This is a genomic window from Prevotella sp. oral taxon 317 str. F0108 (assembly GCF_000162415.1).
Taxonomy (GTDB): domain Bacteria; phylum Bacteroidota; class Bacteroidia; order Bacteroidales; family Bacteroidaceae; genus Prevotella; species Prevotella conceptionensis.
Genome location: NZ_GG740073.1, coordinates 178,437 through 202,322, shown reverse-complemented (window position 1 = coordinate 202,322; position 23,886 = coordinate 178,437). Strand labels below are relative to the sequence as shown.

The following is a 23,886-nucleotide window of genomic DNA, read 5'->3' as shown; positions in this document are numbered from 1 at the left end:
CTAAGATGAAAGAGAAAGTTGGTGGGTTTTGTGGGCTTTGTGGGTTTTTATTCAGTCTTGTTAGACTTGCCCCAGCTATCAGTTTGCTTATAAACCGACAGCCATTAGCAACACAACATACGGCTTAACTCCTTAACTTCTTAACTCCTTAACTCCTCGTCGCCATTTTATTCATCAATTATCTTCTTGAACGCTTCAACCAATTCGGTGACAACAAGCGGCTGTCCCTTCACCTCATTATATTGGTAAGGCACAAATCCGTCTATCTTTCCGCGCAGATACATGGCAAATTGGCCCATGTTTTGTTCGGCCACAACCACCTTTTTGTACTTACGCAGCACCTCTTCGGTGTTGGCGGGCAAGGGATTGATGTACTTGAACTGTGCCAAAGCCACCTTTTTGCCCTGCTTGCGCAAAGCTTTCATTGCCGAAAACAGGTGTCCGTAGGTGCTGCCAAAGCCAACAATGAGCAAGTCGGCATCGTCATCGCCCTGCACTTGCACATCGGGCACCTTAATGCCAGCAACCTTCTGAGCGCGCAGGTGCACCATCAGATTGTGGTTTTCGGGCTCGGTAGAGATGTTACCTGTCTGTCCGTCTTTCTCCAAACCGCCCAAAATATGTTCGTACCCAGGCGTTCCGGGGATGGCCCAATAGCGTGCTTTTGTTTCCTCATCGCGGCGATAAGGCGTGTAGTTGCCGCGCATTTCTTCGGTTGCGAAGTGCGGATGGATGTCGGGTAGCTTGTTGATGTCGGGCAATTGCCATGCAGCCGACCCGTTACCGAGAAATCCATCGGTGAGAAGTATCACGGGTGTAAGGTATTCCAAAGCTATTTTGGCGGCCATGTAAGCCGAATCAAAACAGTCGGTAGGGCTTGTTGCAGCGATAACGGGCATGGGCGACTCGCCGTTTCTGCCGTACAAAGCCTGCAAAAGGTCGGTTTGTTCGCTCTTCGTTGGCAGTCCAGTAGATGGTCCGCCGCGCTGTACGTCTATTACTACAAGTGGAATTTCGTCGATAACAGCCAAGTTGATGGCCTCGCTTTTCAGGCAGATGCCAGGACCTGAGGTTGATGTGGCGGCCAGCGCACCAGCAAACGACGCGCCGATGGCACTTGCACAGCCTGCTATTTCGTCTTCGCATTGCACCGTTTTCACGCCCAAGCTCTTGTGTTTGGCTAGTTCGTGCAGGATGTCTGTTGCGGGTGTGATGGGATAAGAGCCCAAGAATAGTTGCAAACCAGCCTTTTCTGCGGCGGCGATAAGTCCGTAAGCCGTGGCCTTATTGCCTGTTATGTCCATGTAACGCCCCTTCGTTTTCACCTTCGACTCGATGCGATAGGTAGCCGGAACCGATGCGTGCGTGTTGTGTCCGTAGTCGTATCCGGCCATCACCACCTTGATATTGCTTTCGGCCACATGCGGTTTCTTGTGGAATTTCTTGCGTAAGAAGTCGAAGGCAAGCTCCATGTCGCGGTTGAAAAGCCAGCATACGATGCCCAATGCAAACATGTTTCGGCACTTCAACATCGACTTATTGTCCATGCCTGTGTCTTTCAGACATTCTTTAACCATCGTAGTGATGGGGCATGCCACCACGCAATCGGCATCAATACCTAGCTCTGCGAGGTAGTCTTCGGTTTTAAACTCAGCCTTTTTAAGGTCTTTTGGGCCAAAACTGTCGGTATCAATGATAATCGTTGCCTGCGGACGGGCGTACTTGTACTGTGTTTTCAGGGCGGCGGCGTTCATCGCAACAAGCACATCGCAGAAGTCGCCGGGCGTAAGCACCTTGTCTTCGCCGATGTGTACCTGATAACCCGACACGCCGTTAAGCGAGCCTTGCGGTGCACGAATGTCTGCCGGGTAATCCGGAAAGGTTGAGATGTCATTACCAACTGTTGCAGAAATGGTCGAGAAAATGTTTCCCGCTAACTGCATTCCGTCACCCGAGTCCCCTGAGAAACGAACCACGACTTGGTCCAATTCTTTCACTTCCAATTCTTCGGACATAATATTAGCACTTATAGATTGTTTATAATTAGAATTGTGGCAAAAGTAAAACAAATAAAAGATAGTTACAAATTTTTGAGCATGAATTTTATTAAATCATTTTGTCGTCAGCGTGTTTTGCAGTGTTAGAAAGTAAGCTATGCCTTTCATTGCGTTGCAGAGATTAAGCAATGAACCGCAATTTATTGCAGATAGTAAGCGGCTTGTTGCCTATCATCCCTTTATGATATTATTTTAATGCCTATATATAAGGTGTTGGGCATTGCATAATTGTGGAATATATATGGGGAAACATTGACAAGTAAAAGCGGCAACGGATTAACTGGTCACAGAGATTGAACTTGATTTGCCGGCATTGATTAATCAAATTACCCGACTGAATTGGCCAAATCGTACAGATGGATTAATCAAATTACCCAACTGAAATAGCTAAATCGCCTAGACGGATCTATCAAATTACCCGACTGAATTAGCCAAATCGTTCAGATGGATTAATAAAATTTCCCGACCGAACCAGCCAAATCGCCTAGATGGATTAATTAAATTATCCAACTGAATTGGCCAAATCGCCCGACTAATTGGCTCGATAAGCTGGTTATCAAACATTTCCAACAAGCCCGAATAGTTTATTTTTCAACACACAATATAAAGACATCGCCACATCATCAGCGGCAGAGAGAGTGAGTACCAGAACGATATGCAATCATCATAACACCCTTGGGGTGACCATACAACACAAGTATTGTATCGGTAGATATATGATATACAATCATTACAACACCCTTGGAGTGGCAATACCTGTGGGTGATACGCTCCCTCCCAGCCGCTGATAATGTGGCGATACCAATAAAATACGATGAGGTTATACGATTAGACTAGACCTTATTGAGGCCCTATTTGTCGGCGTAACCCTCGTTTTGCGGACGCAATTGCGGGTTGCGTTGCATCTCGTTAAGTGATAGCGGCCACAGCAAATCTGACGATTTAATCACCGCACCCGAACCATTTGTGGCACCAACGAGGTCCACATAGGTTACCTTTCCTAGCTCGGTGGCCGACACATCTGGGAATTTCTTCGTGCGCAAACAATCATCCCAGATTTTATATTCCAACGGGAACTCGCGCAAACGCTCGGTCCAACAGGCCTCAATAAACGCTTCTTTCGACAGTGCCGACAGTTCTGTGGTGAGTTCTGCCTGCGTCTTACCCAGTGCCCTAGCCTGAACCATCGCCAAATATCCAGCAGCCTCAGCTGTAACAGCCCCGCCGCTCTGCACCAAACTCTCGGCTGCATCGAGCAGCGTTTCGGCATAACGGTAGATGTTCCAGTCCTTCGTGCCGCGCCCTGTTTTAAGAACAGCCTCCTCATCAAAGTAATACCAGCATCCACGAGCGTCTGCACTGGGTGCAGTCCATACCGAATCGTTGTTCGGGTTCTTATACTTTGTGGCGAAAAATTGCTGTTCTTGTCCGCGCAAGTCGTCTGCCGTGTAGATGTTCAGATAGCGAGCGTTGGGCCCATATACGCGTTCAAAGATGTTATAACTCTTAAATACATTTATAGCCGACGAAGAAAAGGCGTAGGTTGGTCGCCAACTGGTGGTCGATATGTCAGCATCGTACTCCACGGCGTAAAGCACTTCGGGCAGGTCGTCTATGGTTCTCAGCTTGTTATAGGCGCTTTTCAGGGCCTTATCTTCATTTTCTGTGAGCGAGTATTTACCCGAACTGATAATCTGTTTGGCCGTTTCGCTTGCCTGTTGATACTTACCTTGCTGCATATACACCGCCGTAAGTGCCTGCAAAGCCACATATTTGCTTATGCGATGCCCGTTATTCTGCCATGTTTGGTCGGGAAGTGCGGCCACGGCTTCCGTCAAATCCTGTTCGATAAGCGTGTAGATGTCGGCCACAGGCGTACGTGGCTTTTCCAAATCGGTAACGTTCTCAGAGGGTTGAGTGGGCATTGGCACGTCTCCGAACCACTTTACCAGCATGAAATAGTTGAAGGCGCGGAAGAATTTAGCCTCGCCCAACAACACTTTTCGTGCCTCATCGCTCATAGGTACTTCGGGCATAGCCTTCAAAGCAACGTTAGCAACGTTGATGGCTCCATAGCAACTACCCCAAATACCATCCACAAAACCCGATACATTGTTGGTTTGTTCCTGCCTCGTAAGCGTTCTTGCATACGCACAAACGCGCTCTTGGCCTTCGTACGAGTTGCTAAAATAGCCCGTAAGCATACCAGGAATGGTCATGGCCGAACCGAAATAAGCGCTAGCGACCGACGAATGGGCAGTTACTGCCCCCCTACGATATAGTCCATTAATGTTAGAACGAATTTGAGCTTCGGCCTTGTTGAAGTCGCGCGAGCTAAGGAGCGACTTGGGTCTTTCCTCCAAGAAGTCGTTACACGAAGCCAATGCCAAGCATGCGCAGGCTGCAAATATCATTATTTTGTTCATTTCGTGTCTGTTGTTTAGGTTCATTTAAAACGTTACATTAACACCCAGAGTGAATACTCTTGAACGGGGAAGAGAGAAGAAAGCCATGTTTTGACCGAACTTGCTGCCCTGCGACGTCATTTCGGGGTCGTAACCCTTGAAGTCTTTTGAGCAAAGTAAGAAGAGGTTATTACCACTTAGGTACAGGCGCAGTGCGTTAAGCCCCAACGCTTTCAACGTGGCGGGCGCAAAGGTATAACCCAATTGCACCATGTTGCAGCGCAGATAAGAGCCGTCTACCACCCAACTGGAATCCACAGTCGTGTCTTGTCCTGCATGACTTTGCGAGTCGTATGGGCTATTGGTCAAGTAAAGCATCTGCTGCATAGTACGTGGATTTGTGCCATTGTAAGCATCATAGAGAATGCTTTTCAGTCCGTTGGTTATTCCAAAGCGGTCGTACACCGAATGGTAGAATTGTTGCATGGTCTGAACGCCCGTAACAAACTGCATTTCAACCGTCAAATCCCAGTTCTTATAGTTAAGGGTGTTGGTCCAGCTACCCGTCCAATCGGGTATTCCCTTACCCAAAATAGACTTTTTTTCTTCGCGTTTGGCTCTACCAACCATCTTCGCTGTGCATCGTCCTGCCGCTTTATCTTCTTCCGTCCACACGCCCAGTCGCTTGTATCCGTAAAAGCTACCCATGCTTTCGCCCACACGTAAGATACCTTCGGGGCCGCCAACCCATTCCAATATTTCGATGTCTTCGTTGTTCTTGCCCAGTTTCAGTATCTTATTCTTGTTGTAATTCAAGTTCAAAATGGAGGTCCAGGTAAAGTCTTTCGTGCGCACGGGATAGGCTGTGAGCATAAAGTCGATACCCGAATTCTTCACTTCGCCGATGTTCTTATATACACTTCCAAAACCGCTAGAATGTGGAATAGGCGTATTGAGCAACAAGTCGGTGGTGTGCTTGTAATAATAGGAGAAGTCTAGGTTAACGGCATTGTTGAACAATCCGAGGTCGAAACCCACGTCAAATTGTGCCGTCTTTTCCCATTTCAGGTCGGGATTGGCCAACGAACTGATGTAAGCTGCGCCGGCCCGCTTGCCATCGAGCAGCACCGTTCCCGAACCAACACGGGCCAACGAACGATAAGTTGCGATTTCCGAGTTGCCCGTTAGTCCGTAACTGGTGTGCAGTTTGAGGTTACTCAGCCACGGATTGCCTTTCAGCCAGCTTTCTTCCGACACAATCCAAGCCAAACCAGCCGAGGGGAAGAAGGCGTACTTATTGTTCTTTCCAAACTTGGAAGAACCGTCAGAGCGTGCAGTAAACGTAGCCGAATAGCGGTCGTTGTAGGTGTAGGCCAAGCGTAAGAAGTACGAATTCATCTTCCACTCGTCGTAGTTAGAGCCTGGCGGACGCGGATTTTTGCCCGTTCCCATGTTCAAGTCTTCAAACAAGTCGCTCTCAAAGCTTTGTGCCTCCGAGTAGTTGTACCTCGAAGCATACGCTTGCCACGACATACCCAGCATGGCATTCACGCGATGTAAGCCTTTAAGCGTGCGGTTATAGGTAAGATATGTTTCTTCTTGCCAATACAAGTTGTTGTGTCGGCCGTTGGTTGCCACACCCTGTTCGGTTTGCGAAATGTTGTTCAGCTCGCGCGATGCGTATCTCCTTCCTTCCTCTGCGTGCCAGTCGATACCCAGCTGCGTTTTCAAATCAAGCCCTGGCAGAATGTGGAACGTAAATGCAGCGTTGCCGAACACCTGCGTGTTATAATACAGGCGTTTCTGCATGTCGAGTATCATTACAGGGTTCGACATGCCTTCAAAACCAAACTTACCCACCATTTCAGAGGGCGAATTAGAGGTGGTATAGCTGCCATCGGGTGTCCTTACAGGCAGCCACGGCAGCATCTCAATCATTGTTCGGCGTGCCTCTTGTCCGCCTCCGCCCTCGTCGGTATGTCTGTCCCACGTGTGGTTCACCATCAGATTAATGCCCGTGGTCAGCCATTTAGTGGGATTGGCATCGTAAGCCAGCTTACCGCTGATACGCTTTGTCCACGTATTCTTCATAATTCCTTGGTAGTCGCTGTAATTAAGGAAGGCACCCATCGACGAGGTTTTCGTTCCTTGCTGAATGTTCAGCTGGTGGTTATGCCCAATGGCCGTGCGTGTAGCCTCCTTTTGCCAGTCGGTATCGTACAGCGGATTGCCGTTGGCATCAAAGTATCTGCGGTCGCTAAACCAGTAAGAACGGTCCAATTTCCAACTGTTTCCTTGGTATTTGTTTTCGTTTTCAAGTCCTTTCATAAAGGCATCGCACCATTCGCGGGCGTTCATCACCTCCATCTTTCGCGCCATGTGGCGTATGCTCACCGAGCCCTGGTAGCTCATCCGTGTGCCTTCCGTGCCCGAAAGTCCGCGTTTGGTTGTTACCATAATGACGCCATTGGCACCGCGAGCGCCATAGATAGCCGTTGCCGAAGCATCTTTCAGCACCTCAATGCTCTCAATGTCGTTGGGGTTCATCATGGCAAAGTCGTTCATCACCACCCCGTCTACCACGTAAAGCGGGTCGGTAGAGGCATTGATGGTGGCCATACCGCGAATGATAACGCGCGGCGAAGTGGTTCCCTGCTCCGAATTAGAGAAGATGTTAACGCCCGACACCTTACCGCGAAGGTTGTCCAGCGCGCCAAAACTTTGCGCCTTTATCATGTCTGCGCCCTTGGCCACGGCGATAGAGCCCGTAACGTCGCTCTTACGCATCGTGCCATAGCCCACAACAACAATCTCATCGAGCATGGCTTTGTTCTCTCCCAAGGTCACCAACACATTGTTGTTGTTGCCCACGGTGAGCGTTTGCGTATCGAAACCGATGTACGACACTTGCAATTTGTCGCCCGGTTTGGCATCTACCGAGCATCGGCCGTTAACATCAGTTGCTGCCCCGGCCTTAGTAGACATTACCACAACGCTAGCCCCTACAACGGGTTCGTTGTTTTGGTCTACAACCGTTACCAACACCGTGCCTGCTCGTTGCCCAGCCTGCGATGCGTAAGGTTTCGCAGCAACATTACCTTCGGCATACGTTGGCATGCCATAGGCAAGTGCACACGCCAGCACGCCATATAGCGGCACACGCGTGGTTTTACTTAGTTTTCTTGCTTTTTGGGTCATAGTTATTTATTAATATGGTTGATGTATAGATTGCAATTTCCGTATAAAGTTTCCTTATTGTTCACTATTAGGTCTGTCGCAAATATAGCGAAAATATGCTTATTTGTGGTTATATATCCTAACGTACGATTGATATGGTAATAAAATTTAACTTATTTCGTTTACTAAATCGGTGAAATTAAAATTTATTTACAACTTATAATAAACATAACTATGTAGCAAACCATCTTTTAATTAGCCACTTATCCATTTTGTCCTTGTTGTTTACGGGCGTAGATAAAGTATCTAGCTAGCATCACTACAACGGCTTTAAGTTTTTTACACGAATAGACAAGACGCCACTATATTGCGCGCTAACGAAGAACACGCAGCAAAGGCGCCTATCTCTTTGACATAAGCTTGCGCAGCAAACCATGCAGCGACGGAACAAGAAAGATGCAGCAATTAAAACTCACAAACTAAAAACTTAATAGCGCGACAATTCAAACAAAAATCACCTACCAATAAAATGAATAACTCAAACAATAAAGTCGTTTTGACGTTTAATATCTCTGCAAACTGAGAGGCGTGCAGAACAAGTCAACTCATAGGCTTATAAACTCACCAAAAAACAACAACTCTCGAGAACATCACCTCGCCTACTCACTAACTAGTAAGCTCATCAACTCAACCACGCAACAGCTAATCAACCCTAAAACTCATCACCTCAAAAATAACATCAACTTAAAAAATCATCAATTTAAAAACTCATCAACTTAAAAACCCATCAACTTAAAAGCTTAAATTTCTATCTTTTATTTTACATTAGCGCTCGAATTTTCGCTCCGTTCTAGCGAAAATACAGGTTAAAAAGTAGGCAAAAAGCCATTATTTCTACCCTTCCATGTCTTGGTGCTTGTCAATTTTTAGGCCAAGAACCTGCATTTTGCACCATTTTGCCTTTCTAGTTTGGTTGCCAACTCATATTTTTTCAACTCCAATTACCTGCTTTTAGCCCCTAAAAACCTACTTTTTAACGGCTATTTTGCCCTTTCTGGCCATGAGTTTCATGGTTCTAAAAGGTTTTGTTTATACAATTATTGTGAATGTTTATGCTTTTCGTCTCGCATTTAGCGGCAAATCGCACTGCATTTAGCATCAAAATGCCTTGCGTTTTGCACCAAAACACCTTGCATTTAGCACCAAAACGCACGCCATTTAGCACCAAAACGCAGTGCATTTAGCACCAAAACGCACTGAATTTAGCACCAAATAGCCCCAAAACAGGTGCAAATGGCCGCTTTGTTAAATAAATATTCATTTTGCCAACATCCCTATACAACCCCTTTTTGCACCAAAACAAACCCTCGCGAGAATCGATTTTTTGCGGCAAGGTGAGCGATTGGTGGATAAAAATGGCACTCTTAGTGTTAAAATATCTACTGAAAAGTGGACAAAAAAAGATTTTAACTCACCAACTCATAAACAACTCACCAACTCATAAACTCAAAAACTCAAACCCTAAAATAACGCAAGCAGGGCAGGCGACCTAAGCCCCCTACCCTGCTCCATTTACTCTGCCAACAACAATCTTTTGCTTAGAAAGAAATGTCGATACCGGCCTCAACAACGTTGTAGTCTTTGCGAATAGGCACAATGGGTGCCGTATCGTAGATTATGCGATAAGTGCCACGAAAGCCTACACTGGGCGTTACGTGGTAGGCAAGGTCTACTGCACCGCCAAACCGAGCGCTCTTGTGGTAGCTGTCCGGTCGGGCTTGGTGAATGCCCGTGGCGATAAACTCCCAATGTTCTCCTATCGTATGCTTGAAACTAAGCGACACATGGCTCTTTATGCTTCGGCTATACGCATGGAGCGGTGTGCCAACCGGTGGGTCGGGATATTCCCATTTTTCGAACTCATAGAACATTCCTGCTGTGGCAAACATAAGGAAATGGTCGGTATTTACCAATCGGTAGCGCGACTGCAAGCCAGCAGAAACCTTGAAGTTCATACCTCTACTGCCTGCCCATTGCGATTCGGCGTAAGGGTAAACCTCAACGGCAGGGACAAGCAAGTAACGAAACTCTGCATGTACATGGCCGCCACTCACGGTAACTTTCTTTCCATAAGCAGAAAACTCTAGCTTGTTGATGAGGTTCACCACGCGATTTTTGCCGATAAGTAAGTTAAGGTTGGCCGTGTTTTTAAAGGTAAGCACGTTCTCTTTCTCTGTCTTAAAGTCGAGAACGGGCTGCAACGAACCTTGTATCGTCTTTGTACTATCGATGTTCATCGTTAGGTTTTCCGTGAAAAGCATCTGCGCTTGTACAGGAATTGAGACGATGAAACCCAAAAGCACATAAGCAAACAGCCTTACGCATGCCCCTTTTTCAGGATTTGGATGAAATAATGATGCAAATAAAGAGGATAGCATTTTGCCTATTCTTTCATTGTAGGGCCGATGCCCCTTCCACGTTTCTCTAATCATGTTCTTGTCTTTGTTATCCTTAATTTGTATGTATGTTAGGTGCAAAGGTAAAGATTATATACTGAATATTGGCAGCACTTAGGTAGTTTTTAACGGATGCCTAAACCCCAAACTTGGGTTAAAGCCCTGTATAACGCAAGCAGGGCAGGCAACCTAAGTCCCCTACCCTGCCTTGTAATGATATACCCCTTAGCGGTATTAACCGCAAAATTGGGTGGTATCGGCGCACCTGTTTATAGCTTGATGGCCTTGCTCCATCTGCCGTTGTTCCATGTTATGCGAACCACCAACACGCCTTGGGGCAAGTCCGTTACTTGCAAACTGTCGGCGTTGGCTGGCAAAGCGTGGCGCGAGAGCAACAGGCCGCTCGTTGAGAACACCTCGACAACGGCATTGGCGGGCAGTAACGAAAGGCTCAACACGCCCTTATGTGCACTTAGTTGGATGCCATTGGCCGATGCCGAAGGCGCAACGATGCCCGTTGAAGGCCCGTTCCAAGCATGTTCGTAAGCACCAATGAGGGGCGTTAACGTGTTGCGCTGCTGCCCAAGTATGTCGGTCGGCACCACGGCAAGGGGCGTGGCGTGGCGCAATTCGGGTTCCGAAAGGGGTTGCAACAATACGTCTGATGCAAATTCCACCTTATTATTATAGGCGTATCGCTCGCCCGAAAGAGCCATCCAAGCCGAAAGTGTGGCTACGGGTGTGCGCACATCGGCCAGCGAAGGGCCGTTGGTGTAAAGGTTGTTGTGGTCTAAACGCAAGCTTGCTAGGTTTTCTTTGCGTGTGCATTGGTAAACGGCTCCCTTGCCCGTATTGGCAAAAAGGTTGTTGGTTAGGCGTACGTTGTCGGCCATTTTGCCGAGTATGCTCACCGTAATGTCTTTCTCGTTGCCTTCAACGCAAAGGCTGTTGTGGGCTACCAGCAGGTTGGCCAGGTCGCCTTTCAAGGTTAATGCCTTAGAGGCATTGCGCCGTGCGGGCGTTGTGCCGTGGCTAACCATCACCACATTGTTGACTATCTGCGCCTGCGAAGTGGGCAAACCCGACATGTTGCGCACGTAAATGGCCGTGCAATAGGCTTTTGTGGACAGGTTGATGCGGTTACGGGCAAGGCGAACATCGCCCGAGGCATCGATGTCTACGGCGTTAAAGTCGTTATGGTCGGAGGTTTCGTTCTCTACAATGTTGCCTTCGATGTGGGCATCTGCCTCGCGTGCCACGTATATGGCCTTCGATTCTTGGTTGCGGAAGACGTTGTTGAGGATGCGCCCACCCACTTCTTTGGGCAGTGCCACGGTGCCTGTGCCGCCCAAACGCACGCCCATATAACCGCCTTCGAGTAGCGAACGCCGCAGCGTTAGATGGTCGTTGTTGGCGTTGGCCTGACTTTTGGCGTACATGTTGAGCAGCGTTACCTTCTGTTGTATGTTGGTTGATTGGGGCGCATGCACGTAACAGCTGTCTATCGTTACGTGTCGGCTTTCGTTGCGCAGGTGTATCACACCAGGATAAGTAAGGTCTTCGGTGCTTATTTCGAGTGCTTGCAAGGTGGTATAATCGGCTCCGTCGAAAGTTACCACGCCGTACTCTTTGGCCATTTGGTCGGGGTCGTAACCGCCTTTTTCGAACTTATCGTGGAAGATATGCACGTCGCCGCGTTTGCCAGAGGTGGGTTTGATGGTGAGTGTATTGGCAGGCGACAGGCCAGGTATGTGCGGAATGAGGACGCGCTCGTTGTACTTACCGCTTTCGATGCTGATGGTAACGGGGCCGTCTACCCCATCTCTCAACGCATCTACGGCTGCTTGGATGGTTTTGTAGGTGGCGTTTGGGCCTACGTTAAGCGTTCCGCTGATGCCTTGTGCAACGATGGTGTTGGCTGTTTCAGCGGTTTGTGGCGTAACTTGGGCATTGTTGGCGGTTATATTGGTGAGCGATGCGGTGAGCGTTTGCCCTACTTGCGCCTCGCTTTCCACATCGGCCGCGAGCCAAAAATGGTATTCGCCCTCTTTTTCGATGGTGTAAGTGCCATCGAAGATGCCGTTGTTGCGGGTGTTGGTAGCGAATGTTTGCGTGGTGGCAAAGGCATTGTCTTGCCCAGTTGCATACACCTTATATATATGTATGGGGGCATCGCCTTGCATTTGGGCTTGCATTTGGGTGATGGAGAGCTGGCCATTGTCGCCCTTAACGCTGACAACAACGTGCAGCAAAGGCACATCTGTTTGTCCCTTAAATGCCTTTTCGGGGGCGATGGCGTGGGTTTGCACCTCGCTAACAGCAAGCTTTTGCGGCGTAATGGCCGACACTTCGAGGGCGAAACCCTCGGCAGCAACATACTTACCCGTGGTATAACGCAGGGTAATGGCACCGTTGGGAGAGGTGGAAATCAGCTTATCGAAATGGTCGTTGCGACTGAACGAGAAGTCGGGTTTGTCTTTTTTCTCCGTTCCGAAGTACACTTCTAGCTTGTCGGCAGCAGCTAATTTCCATGTTGTCGGCTTTATGGCGATGAGCCTTCCCGCGGTTTTGGGCACGAAAGTAATTAGCCCTTCAAAGCCTTTACTTTCATTTTCGTCTTTTCCGCCGTCGTCGTATAGTGTCAATGTGGTGTTGTCGGCCACCTCAACACGGCCATTATCGCCCTTTACTAGTGCGCGTTCGTATTCCACACGGCGCGCTCCATCGGGGTCACCTTGTTGCACGGCTGTTTCGCCTAGCGATGTTTCAACCTTCATTAAGGCCGCATCGAGCAGTTTTCCGGCTTGTGCATCGTTGGTCACATCGGCGCAAAGCAGCAGCCAGTTGTCGCCTTCGGTAAGGGCAAGGGGAGTAGACAGGGACATGGTTTGTTGCTGACTAAGGGCGGCTTGCGCGATGGTAGCCAGCGGATTGCCGCTAGGAGTGGCATCGGGCGTGTTCTTAGGTTGTACAAAAAGCTGCAAACCGGCCATAGCAGGCAACGATTGTTTGAGGTTAAGTTGCAGGCTGTTCAGCGTTATGGGCTGCAAATTGTCCTCGGTATGCAGGTTAATCAGCAGCAAGGGCTGGCGTGTAGCACCCGGCGAAACAGCTGCCGCAGATGCTTGGCGCACGTCTACACTAGCCAACGACATGGCTTTGGGAATGTATTCGCTTACTTTGGCTACGAAACCTTTGGCCGCATAGTGGCTGTCGTTGGGGTTGAACACGATGGTTAATGCACCATCGGGCGATTGCGAACGTAGCGTTTGGCCGGGTCCGCGCTGTTTATCGGCGGACGAAGTAAGTTCCCAAAGCTTGCGCCCCGTCGTTCCTTTGCCTTCGTACACAACGAATTTGGCACGCACACCGACGTCGGTACGTGGCGAATACACAATATCGAACTTGGAGAAATCTATCTGAACCACATGCCTGGCGTGCAGCGGAGTGAAGGTGGTAATGCGGTCGCGCGAGCCGCCTTCGTAATTATCGTTGTACGTATTGGTTTTAGAACGGAACGTCAATTCGCCATTTACACGCCTTTGATGCGTTCCTTCGAGTGCGTAAACCACGTTTTCTACCACTCGTTCGCCTGTTGGCAGTGGTGCGGGGAGGGCATGTTGGCCATCGGAAAGTGCCAGTTGAGCGAGCGAAAGGGCGAGCGTGTTATGGTTTTCGGCCTCGTCTGCCACGTCGCAACCCAGCCAAAAGAAGTTGTCGCCCGAACGAAGTGCAGGCTTAGCGGCTATGTTTAGCACCACTTCTCCATTTTGTACGGTGCCCTCGGCTAAGCGATGAGCAGTTGAAAAGTCGGTGGCCGATGTGCTTTGATATAGCTGAATGGCAGCTATTGGTCCGCTAGCTTTGAGCGTTAAACCGTTAAGGGTGAGTGCAGGTTCGGTGTTTTCTGTGCGAACATTAAAGCCCAACAGCGGTTGAGCCTTGTCGCCAGCGGTCAGCGAGGCATCTTTCATGGGCGAAATGGTTACATCGCGAAAGCGCATCGGTTGAGGAGTGAAAAGACTTACCACGGCTTTAAACCCATTGGAGCGGAAGGCCGTAGTGCTACCAAACTCTACTGTGAGTGCGCCTTGCGGGTTGGTGGCCTTCACAATGGGCGTAGTGCCCTTGGTGATGGTAGCCAAAAGGCGGTTGGCGCGTACCTCCGTGCCATCGTAAACGCGGATAAACTGCTTGTGGATACTGCCTTCGAAGATGTCTACCAGCTTGAAATCTACTTGCACTTTCTTGCCCGTAACCTTGGGAATAAAGGTTACGCTGCTTGTTTTTCCGTCCTTAAATTCGGGCGAAGTCTGCCCATTGGGTCCGCCGTCGTCGTAAAAGTCGATTGGCGTTTCGTCCACATCAATGGATTTTGGCGTAAGTTCCATGCGCACTTCTCTGTTTTGTGCCGTAGCCACCAGGGGCGAAAAGGCATAAAGAAAGAGGGTGCAAAGAACCATGAAAAGTTGGTTTTGCTTCATAATTTATTGTGATGTTAATGTTGATTTACATGTTGTTTGCGCTGCACACACAGCGAAAGCACAGGGGGTTTTTAACCTGATACAAAGTGAAAAGACATGATTTAACGAAATGAAATGCTACAAAGCACGCCAGCGAAAGCGTGCCGAATGCGCCGAACCTAACCCAAGAGGCCACACGAAGGCGTGCAACGGCAGGTATTCTGACTTGTTGCCAGGCAGTAAACGTCTTCCCAAACACCGTGTTCAGTGACCTTTGTTTACGCCGCCAAGGGCAACTCACAGCAGCCGGACTGTACGGGTTTTTCACCCGTTTCCCTTTTAAACGCCATACGGGGCGTACCTGTTGCTGATGCAAAGGTACGAAAAAACATGCGCATTAGCTGCCAACTCCAATCTAATTAGGATGCGGCAAACAATGCCCATAAACAGCACAAGCAACTTATACGCCAAAACACGCATACCCAAACACAAAGCCATGCCCCCCTAACAAAGGGCGTTGCCCCACCCCAACCCTTGGCGTTATGCAAACCCCTTGTACATTTTTAGCCCCATCCCACATGTCCAATCAAAAACTTACACAATTGTTTTGCCGTCTGATTAAAAATTCGGATATTTGCATATTGTTTAAATATCAACCCTAAAAAAGAACATTTATCACAGCGTTATGCGGAAAGTAATCGGAGTAGGTGAAACGGTGTTAGACATCGTTTTCAAGCACGAACAGCCCATAGGAGCCTTGCCTGGGGGGTCGGTTTTCAACACTATCGTATCGCTAGGGCGCGTGGGAGCCGACGCAACATTCATCTCGGCCGTAGGAAACGACCGTGTTGGAACCAACGTTATCAGTTTCTTAAAAGACAATGGCGTGCAGGCCGATTACGTAACGAAGTGCGATGAGGGGCAAACACCCATCTCGCTGGCCTTCCTGAACGAGCGAAACGATGCCGAATACCTGTTCTATCGCGACAATAAGAAGAACAATCCGGAGTTTGCTTACCCCGACGTGCAGGCCGACGACATCGTTGTGTTCGGTTCTTACTACGCCGTTAGTCCTGCCACACGGCCACAAGTGGTTTCGTTCCTAGAATATGCGCACAACCGTGGGGCTATCATCTACTACGACGTGAACTTCCGTTCGGGCCACCGAACCGACGTGATGCGCATAACGCCCAACTTGTTGGAGAACTACGAGTATGCCGACGTGGTGCGCGGAAGTAGAGAAGACTTCGAGGTGCTTTATCGCCTGTCCGACCCGGCTAAGGTGTACGCTGCCGAGGTTTCTTTCTATTGCAAGCGGTTTGTTTACACCGATGGAGCCAACCCCGTGCAGCTACGTGCCGACGGCGGCTTTTGCGAAAGCTATGCCGTTAGCGACACACAGCCCGTTAGCACCATTGGGGCAGGCGACAATTTCAACGCCGGATTTATCTTCGGCATGCTGAAATTGGGCGTTACAAGGCAACGCCTTATCGACGGATTGACCAAAGAACAATGGAACAAGATAATGAGTTACGCCCTGGCTTTCTCGGCCGAAAGCTGCAAGGGAACGGATAACTATGTGCCGAAAGGTTGGAAACCAGAGTGAAAAAAGCCTCACCAACAACCACTTTGGGGGAGTAAAAAGCCTCACCAACAACCACTCTGGGGGAGTGAAAAAGCCTCACCAACAACCACTCTCCAAGGGGAGAGGGGCGTGATTAGCATTGCTACTTTGCCTCATCAACCATATAATAAGACAAATGTATCGGTAACTCGTTAACTTGTCAACTAACGAACTCGTTAACTTGTTAACTTGCTTACCCGTCAACTAAATACACATATACACTCATAAACTCACAAACTCAGAATATGATAGAAATAGTAAAAGACATCTACTACGTGGGTGTGAACGACCGAAAGAAAGAAAAGTTTGAAGGCCTATGGCCACTTCCCAACGGCGTTTCGTACAACTCGTACCTCATCGTAGACGAAAAAGTGTGCCTCATCGACACGGTGGAAGCCGACTTCTTCGCGCAGTTTATCGAGAATATCCGCGAAGTTATCGGCGACCGTCCCATCGACTATATCGTTACAAACCACATGGAACCCGACCATAGCGGCTCTTTTGCCCTGATGAGGAAGTATTATCCCAACGTGCAGGTAGTGGGAAACAAGAAGTCGTTCGACCTGCTTAAAGGTTTCTATGGCATGGAAGGCTGCGAGTACGAAGTAAAGAACGGCGACCAACTGTCGCTAGGTAAGCACACATTGAAGTTCTTCTTAACGCCTATGGTGCACTGGCCAGAAACAATGATGACGCTAGACACTTCCAATAACATGCTTTTCTCTGGCGACGCATTCGGTTGTTTCGGTGCTCTTAACGGCGGATTGCTCGACAGCGAGATTAATTGCGAACACTTCTGGCTGGAGATGGTGCGCTATTATTCGAACATTGTGGGCAAATATGGCACGCCCGTGCAGAACGCCCTTAAAAAACTAGCCAACGAAAAGATAGACTATATCTGCTCTACACACGGCCCCGTGTGGCACGAACAGCTGCAAAAGGTGGTTGAAATGTACGACCACATGAGCAAATACGAAACTGAAGACGGCCTTGTGATATGCTACGGAACGATGTATGGCAATACAGAACGCATGGCCGAAGTTATTGCTAGGGCTGCCAGTCAGGCCGGTGTAAAGAACATTGCGGTGCATAACGTGTCGAAAACGCATCATTCTTACATCATCCGCGACGTGTTCCGTTATCGCGGACTCATCGTGGGAGCACCCACATACAACACCGGACTATACCACGAAATGGACGTTTTGCTGAGCGAGCTGGCCAACCGCGATATCAAAAACCACCTTATCGGATGGTTCGGAAGTTACGGATGGGCCAGCAAAGCCGTGCAGAAGATTGGCGAATGGAACGAAAACGGACTGCACTTCGAACACGTTGGCACGCCCGTTGAAATGAAACAGGCTCTATCGCCCGAAGTGGCCGAGCAGTGTCGCGCACTGGGTAAGGCCATGGCCGAGCGTTTGGCGCAAGGTTAAGTTCTACAACAAACTACGCTAGCCACGGTGGATTTGGCCGTAACAAGCCAAACCCATCGGCCGCGTAGAAGATAACAGCAGGGGGAGATAACTAACTTTTTGTTGGAAATAGCCACACATAAAGAATGCGTGAGCATTTAAGTTGTGGCCAATTAAAATGCAAAAATGGAGCGAAAGACCATGTTGTCTTTGTCCACTTAGCTAGAACATAGGCGTGAGTCTATAGGCTGAATATCTTGGTTTGGAGGCGTGAGCCTCTTCATTTGAAGTTCTCCCCCTGCTTTATCTTTCTTACAGAGCGGCCAACCTCTTGACAATTGTATCACGTGCAGCCCACATAACCAAACCGGACTGCCCAACTTAAAAAACATAACATTACCTATGAAAATCGGATTACTTGGGCGCATTCTCATCGCCATTGCCCTCGGCATAGCATTAGGTCACATCTTTACACTGCCCTGGGTGCGCATATTCGCAACCTTCAACAGCATCTTCGGACAGTTTTTGGGCTTTATCATTCCCCTTATCATCTTGGGATTGGTAACGCCGGCCATTGCCGATATTGGTAAGGGAGCAGGCAAATTGCTGCTCATTACCGTGGGCATTGCCTACGCCGACACCGTTGTTGCGGCCATACTGAGTTATGCAACGGGCAGCACCTTCTTCCCATCGCTCATCGGAAACGGCTCACAGACCTTAGAAACCGTGGAGAAATCGGCCGAGATACTGCCCTATTTCACCATCAATATCCCTGCCCCGATAGACGTGATGAGCGCGCTTGTGCTGTCGTTCATCGTAGGTTTGGGCATTGCATACAGCGGTCACACGGTGTTGCGCGGTGCCACCAACGAGATGAAAGCCATCATCGTGGGCGTTATCGAGCGCGTTATCATACCCCTCTTACCCGTGTATATCTTCGGCATCTTCCTCAACATGACTTTCAGCGGCGACGTAATGCGCATGATGACCGTGTTTGCCAAGATTATTGTCGTTATCTTTGCGCTGCACATTTTCGTGCTGCTCTATCAATATCTCATTGCCGGAGCCATCGTTCGCAAAAACCCTTTCCGCCTATTGGCCAACATGTTTCCAGCCTATCTCACGGCCCTGGGCACCTCTTCGTCGGCAGCCACCATCCCCGTAGCCTTAAAGCAGACACGCAAAAACGGCGTTTCCGAAGGTGTTGCAGGCTTTGTTATCCCCCTTTGCGCCACGGTTCACCTTTCGGGTTCGGCCATGAAGATAACCGCTTGCGCCTTTACCATCGCCCTACTTGAAGGTTTGCCCACCGATTTTCCCCTCTTCTTGCATTTCATTATGGTGCTGGCCATCTTCATGGTAGCCGCTCCTGGCGTGCCGGGTGGTGCCATTATGGCCTCGCTTGCCCCTTTGGGCAGCATCCTTGGCTTTGGCGAGAACGAACAAGCACTGATGATTGCCCTCTACATTGCTATGGATAGCTTTGGAACTGCTTGTAACGTAACGGGTGACGGAGCCATAGCACTGGTTGTAGACAAGCTTAACCGCAATAAAGCGAACGTGGAAGAGAAGGCGGCATAAGAAAAGACGGCTGCTGAAAATGCGTGTCGTAACGCACATTTCTTACAATCCTCGTACCATTCTATATCAAAAATCGCCGCGCATTTACTCACTCAATACACTGCATCCTCCATCATCATGCCCTGTATAAAGCAAGTAAATGCGCGGCGTTTTTAAGAGTATGCCTTACCCCATGCACGAATGTTAGCTCCTGTTTTTCGTCAAAAAGATCGGTATCAGGTGTTTTCTTTTAAATGAACTTTGTTTTACTTATCATCATAATGCCCACCAATAGACAAAACATGCACTTCAACAATTTGTTCGTAAACATCATAAACAACACGATGCTTGCCACTAATACGTCGCGAATAAGTAATACCGTCACCACCCTTTAAAGCTTCTGGATGCCCAATACCTTGCTTTGGATGTGTTATTAGTTCGCTAAGAACTTCCGAAAGCTTTTTAAACAGCTTTGGTGCAGACTTCTTCCACTTTTTTAGCTCTTTCTCAGCATCGGGCGAAAAGCGTAAAACATAGCTCATAGCTTTTCTAAATATGCGTTTAACTCGTCAACAGAACGACAGGTCTTACCTTTCCCTGCCTTAATGTCTTTTCTAGATTTCTCTATTTTAGCTAACAAAGCAGCACTGATGGTAGTTTCATCATCCAACATAGGCACCAACTGGATAGATGGTGTGTTGTTTCTTAGAATAACTACTTTTTCTGTTGCGGCCAAATCAAGATACTTCTTCTGATTTGCCCTAAATTCGCGCGCGGTTATAATGTGCATAACAAAATTGTTTATTGGTGATAATACAAAGATAGCACATTTATAACACACTTACAAAGAAAATTACAAATTAAATAAATGGAAACCGCAAGGATTTTTCGATATAAACCCTTTCTACACTATGCCAATACAACTTTATAAAAGAATGAAAACATACCCTTGTTTGCCTATTATGTTTGTTGATAGCATCCTAGTTATCCCCCATAGGCTGTGGAAAACCCTGTTGATAACCCGTGTAAAAGCCATGTACAACCCCTCACTTATCCACAACCTACAACGCACCCCTAAGGATTGGTGGATAACTAAGAAGTTGTTGTGGCGAAATGCAAGCGTTATCAACACTTTTAGAGCAACAAAAGTTATGAACATTTGCACAATGCCCTACCCCACTTTGCTATGTGGAAAACATATATAAAGCCTTAACTTACAAACCAAAAGCACTTCTAATAACTTGTGAATAACTTTTTTCTAATGTTGATAACCAAAAACACGTTGCGTAATGAGAAAAGTTATCAACTTATCCACGCCATATCATCACCATCATTTTCTTTCTCTTCTAAAAAGAAAGATATAAGATAATATTTGTGTGCGTGTGGATAAATGGTGCGGAATTTCGAGTTTTTAATTTGGTAAGGGGATTAGTTGATGAATTATTTGGGTTTGTATCTGATTGAGTTTTTTTACTTAATGCGTTTATGATAGCCATACATTGAAGTTGGTTTGGCTAGTAAACGTGTTTTTTGTATCTATTTAATTGATTTTCATCTCCATATTTGTGTATATGGCATATATTGTTTATGTTTGCAATGAATTAAAGTTTAGGCTTATGGCAACAACGGAATTACAATCGAAGAAAATAACAATAGACCTTAGCGAAGACACATTTCGCTGGCTTTCCATCATGGCTGCAAACAGGGGGACGAACTTAAAGAGCCTTATTGAGGTACTTTTGGAAAAGGCTGCCGAAGCGTATGATGAAAATAAACAGTGAAGTCATCTAGACTTTTTAATCTGTTTGCAATAGAAGTCTGAACAACAGAACTTCGATTGCAATTTACAAAGAGGCAAGGAAATGAAAAAGTATATCTCACGGATTGTCATAGCTCTCGTAGCTGTGGCTTTCTTCATGGAATACATTGACTCGACCGCCTTGGTGACAGCTCTGCCACTAATGGCCTTAGACTTCGGTGTGGAAAGTGGTAGGATGAGCATCGGGATTACGTCCTATATGATTTCGCTGGCGGTGTTTATCCCTGTAAGCGGCTGGATTGCCGATAGGTATGGCACGCGTTCGGTGTTCGCCTATGCAGTTCTAGGATTTATCGGCACGTCCGTCCTGTGCTCTCTCTGCAACAGTCTAACGCAGTTTGCCTTTGTACGTTTCATACAAGGCATGGCCGGAGCACTAATGGTGCCCGTAGGGCGATTGGCTGTATTAAAAAACTGCGACAAGCGCGATTTGGTAAATGCCATCGCATGGATAACCACTCCAGGGCTTATTGCGCCCGTTGTCGGTCCTCCCATAGGCGGATTTCTTGCCACTTATTTCTCGTGGCACTGGATATTCTTCCTGAATGTTCCGGTAGGGCTACTCGTCTTTGTCCTGGCAATAAGATATATTCCTAAACAGCCGGTAGACAGACAGCGGGGTAAATTAGACATACCTGACTTCTTGTTGAGTGCCTTGTCGCTTTCGGGCATGATGTACAGCCTTGAACTGTTGGGAAACAACGTTTCCAGTTTCGTGCGCCCCCTCATTCTGCTGTTTCTCTGTATACTACTCTTTGCTTTCAGTATACGCCGTTCGCTGCACGCCTCATTGCCGCTGATAGACTATTCCGTAATGCGCGTGCCCACTTATTCGGTAACGATTATCTATGGCACACTGTCGATGATGGTTATCGGTGCAGCCCCATTCCTACTGCCGTTACTGTTTCAAGACGGCCTACATTTCAATGCCTTTCATTCCGGTTTGCTACTACTCTCGCTAATGCTGGGCAATCTCACCACCAAACCTTTCACCGTATGGATGATGCATCATTGGCGCATCAAGTATATCCTGTTCCTTAACGCACTGTTGCTTTCGCTGTCAACAGCTGCCTGCGCACTGTTCAAGGCCTCTTCACCCGTCTTCGCCATCATCGTATGCCTCTTTTTGATGGGCTGTTTCCGCTCGGTACAGTTAAGCACTCTTCACACGGTGGCATACATGGACGTACCCCAACAAATGATGTCTTCAGCCAATACGCTTTACAGCACTACCCTTCAGCTCGCCTCCGGATTGGGTATCGGTCTAGGTGCATTGGCATTGAGATTTGTAGCATCTACCTCTGCCAATCCTCATTCGCTTGCACATTATCAGCTATCATTTGTACTGATTGCTATCGTGGGACTTATAGCGTTGATTGGATATGGAAAGATGGAACCTGAGGCAGGTAAAATAATCACCAATTAGCTTTTGTTCAGACCGCTCCAATATGCTTGGCTCTCTGAAAATATCTCAGAAGGCAAGATAATGGTTGCAGAACAAGAAAAGAAGGAGTTTGAAAGCTAGCTTGGAGTATGAAACCCCATTCTCTATTACATTCTAAATTCAGCTTACACGGCAAACTTAAACCTTAGTAAACCGAAAAACTAAGTTGCTCAAAACCTTATAAACTCGCACACTTTAAAAATATCCGCTTAACGGTTTTGTATTTTGATAGGTTTATTTTAACTTTGCAAACAAGTTAATCAACTTGCTAAAAATGAATAATAAAAAACTATCGGGATTATTCTATACCGCTGTTTTGGGTGTAGCCGTTTTGAGTTTGGGTTCGTGTAGCGAAAAGAAGTTCAACATTAACGGAACAATCACCCAGGCAAAAGACTCTGTTCTCTATCTCGAAAACATGAGTCTTAACGGTCCTAAGGCGGTGGATAGCGTTAAGCTAGACGAGAATGGCAACTTCGAGTTTAAGCAGAAAGCTCCCGATGCACCCGAATTTTATCGCCTGCGCATTGCCAACCAAATGGTGAATCTTGCCGTCGACTCTACGGAAAGCATCACCGTGAAGGCTGCCTACCCCACTATGTCGGTCAATTACGAGGTTAGCGGGTCGGAAGAATGCGCAAAGATACGCGACTTGGCCTACATGCAGCTAGCCCTGCAAAGGCAAGTTACGGCCATTGCAAACAGCCCTACGCTGGGCGTACAGGCAGTAGAAGATAGTGTTACCAAGGTTTTGGAGGTTTATAAGAATAAGGTTAAGCTCAATTATATATTTAAAGAGCCCATGAAAGCCTATTCTTATTATGCCCTTTTCCAAACCATCGTGTTGGGAAATGCCAATATCCTTATCTTCAACCCACGCAGCAGCAAAGACGATGTGAAGGTGTTCGCGGCCGTGGCAACAAGTTGGGACACTTATTTCCCGAAGGCCGAACGCGGACTTAACTTGCACAACATCGCCATCGAAGGGATGAAAAACGTGCGTATTGCAGAAAATAACGCTCGCCAAACCATCAGCGCAGACAAGGTTAAGGTGGCCGGCGTGATAGATATTGCACTTACTGACAACCACGGACGTGTGAGAAAGCTTACCGACTTGAAAGGAAAGGTGGTTCTGTTAGACTTCCAGGCTTTTGCTGCCGAGGGCAGTTTGAAACGCATTATGATGATGCGCGAGATATATAATAAGTATCACGACCGCGGTTTTGAAATCTATCAGGTGTCGTTCGACCCCGAAGAACATTTCTGGAAGACAAAGACAGCCGCGCTGCCTTGGGTAAGTGTGTGGGACGAAAACGGAACTCGTAGCACCGTATTGTCGCAATACAATGTGCAAACGCTGCCTACCTTCTTCCTCATCGACCGAAACAACACCCTACAAAAGCGCGATGCGCAGATTAAAGACTTAGACGCCGAGATACAGGCGCTATTGTAATATACAGTTTTTTTTC

At 47.8% G+C, this 23,886-nt stretch carries 13 protein-coding genes and 1 riboswitch; of the genes, 6 read left to right on the top strand and 7 right to left on the bottom strand.

Annotation, left to right across the window (positions count from 1 at the left end; all coding sequences use genetic code 11):
* Positions 1-167: 167 nt before the first annotated feature.
* From HMPREF0670_RS07590 to HMPREF0670_RS07570, 5 genes are all read right to left on the bottom strand, one after another.
* On the bottom strand, positions 168-2,015 hold the full coding sequence (locus HMPREF0670_RS07590; RefSeq protein WP_009230572.1) for a 2-oxoacid:acceptor oxidoreductase subunit alpha: 1,848 nt from the start codon (positions 2,013-2,015) through the stop codon (positions 168-170).
* Positions 2,016-2,908: 893 nt separating this feature from the next.
* Positions 2,909-4,483 (bottom strand): RagB/SusD family nutrient uptake outer membrane protein, encoded by a 1,575-nt coding sequence (locus HMPREF0670_RS07585; RefSeq protein ID WP_009230571.1) that lies wholly within the window; start codon positions 4,481-4,483, stop codon positions 2,909-2,911.
* A 24-nt stretch (positions 4,484-4,507) separates the two neighbouring features.
* Positions 4,508-7,660 (bottom strand): SusC/RagA family TonB-linked outer membrane protein, encoded by a 3,153-nt coding sequence (locus HMPREF0670_RS07580; RefSeq protein ID WP_009230570.1) that lies wholly within the window; start codon positions 7,658-7,660, stop codon positions 4,508-4,510.
* Between the two features lie 1,577 nt (positions 7,661-9,237).
* Complete coding sequence (locus HMPREF0670_RS07575) at positions 9,238-10,077, bottom strand: hypothetical protein (RefSeq protein ID WP_009230569.1); 840 nt, start codon at positions 10,075-10,077, stop codon at positions 9,238-9,240.
* Between the two features lie 287 nt (positions 10,078-10,364).
* Positions 10,365-14,579 (bottom strand): right-handed parallel beta-helix repeat-containing protein, encoded by a 4,215-nt coding sequence (locus HMPREF0670_RS07570; protein ID WP_009230568.1) that lies wholly within the window; start codon positions 14,577-14,579, stop codon positions 10,365-10,367.
* A gap of 172 nt (positions 14,580-14,751) precedes the next feature.
* Positions 14,752-14,938: riboswitch (cobalamin riboswitch) on the bottom strand.
* A 305-nt stretch (positions 14,939-15,243) separates the two neighbouring features.
* Between HMPREF0670_RS07570 and HMPREF0670_RS07565 the strand changes: the two genes are divergently transcribed.
* The 3 genes from HMPREF0670_RS07565 to HMPREF0670_RS07555 all read left to right on the top strand — a co-directional run bounded on the left by HMPREF0670_RS07565 (position 15,244) and on the right by HMPREF0670_RS07555 (position 19,175).
* A complete protein-coding gene (locus HMPREF0670_RS07565; protein ID WP_009230566.1) occupies positions 15,244-16,164 on the top strand; it encodes a carbohydrate kinase family protein in 921 nt (306 codons plus the stop codon).
* 263 nt (positions 16,165-16,427) lie between these two features.
* A complete protein-coding gene (locus HMPREF0670_RS07560; RefSeq protein ID WP_009230564.1) occupies positions 16,428-17,615 on the top strand; it encodes an FprA family A-type flavoprotein in 1,188 nt (395 codons plus the stop codon).
* A 381-nt stretch (positions 17,616-17,996) separates the two neighbouring features.
* Positions 17,997-19,175 carry a dicarboxylate/amino acid:cation symporter gene (locus tag HMPREF0670_RS07555; RefSeq protein ID WP_009230563.1) on the top strand — a complete coding sequence of 393 codons (1,179 nt, stop codon included), beginning with the start codon at positions 17,997-17,999 and terminating at the stop codon, positions 19,173-19,175.
* Positions 19,176-19,420: 245 nt separating this feature from the next.
* Here HMPREF0670_RS07555 and HMPREF0670_RS07550 read toward each other — a convergent pair whose 3' ends face one another.
* Together HMPREF0670_RS07550 and HMPREF0670_RS07545 are read right to left on the bottom strand one after the other, a co-directional pair.
* Positions 19,421-19,696, bottom strand: a complete 276-nt coding sequence (locus HMPREF0670_RS07550; RefSeq protein WP_009230562.1) for a Txe/YoeB family addiction module toxin — start codon at positions 19,694-19,696, stop codon at positions 19,421-19,423.
* Positions 19,693-19,944: a type II toxin-antitoxin system Phd/YefM family antitoxin gene (locus HMPREF0670_RS07545; protein WP_009230561.1), complete on the bottom strand. Its 252-nt coding sequence runs from the start codon at positions 19,942-19,944 to the stop codon at positions 19,693-19,695. The genes HMPREF0670_RS07550 and HMPREF0670_RS07545 overlap by 4 nt, the downstream gene beginning before the upstream one ends.
* A gap of 826 nt (positions 19,945-20,770) precedes the next feature.
* Here HMPREF0670_RS07545 and HMPREF0670_RS17070 point away from each other — a divergent pair.
* The 3 genes from HMPREF0670_RS17070 (at position 20,771) to HMPREF0670_RS07530 (ending at position 23,870) form a co-directional block, all read left to right on the top strand.
* Positions 20,771-20,935, top strand: a complete 165-nt coding sequence (locus HMPREF0670_RS17070) for a hypothetical protein (protein ID WP_232213884.1) — start codon at positions 20,771-20,773, stop codon at positions 20,933-20,935.
* 81 nt (positions 20,936-21,016) lie between these two features.
* Positions 21,017-22,399, top strand: coding sequence for an MFS transporter (locus tag HMPREF0670_RS07535; protein ID WP_009230560.1), 1,383 nt, complete (start codon positions 21,017-21,019; stop codon positions 22,397-22,399).
* Positions 22,400-22,691: 292 nt separating this feature from the next.
* Complete coding sequence (locus tag HMPREF0670_RS07530; protein ID WP_009230558.1) at positions 22,692-23,870, top strand: TlpA disulfide reductase family protein; 1,179 nt, start codon at positions 22,692-22,694, stop codon at positions 23,868-23,870.
* Positions 23,871-23,886 lie beyond the last annotated feature (16 nt).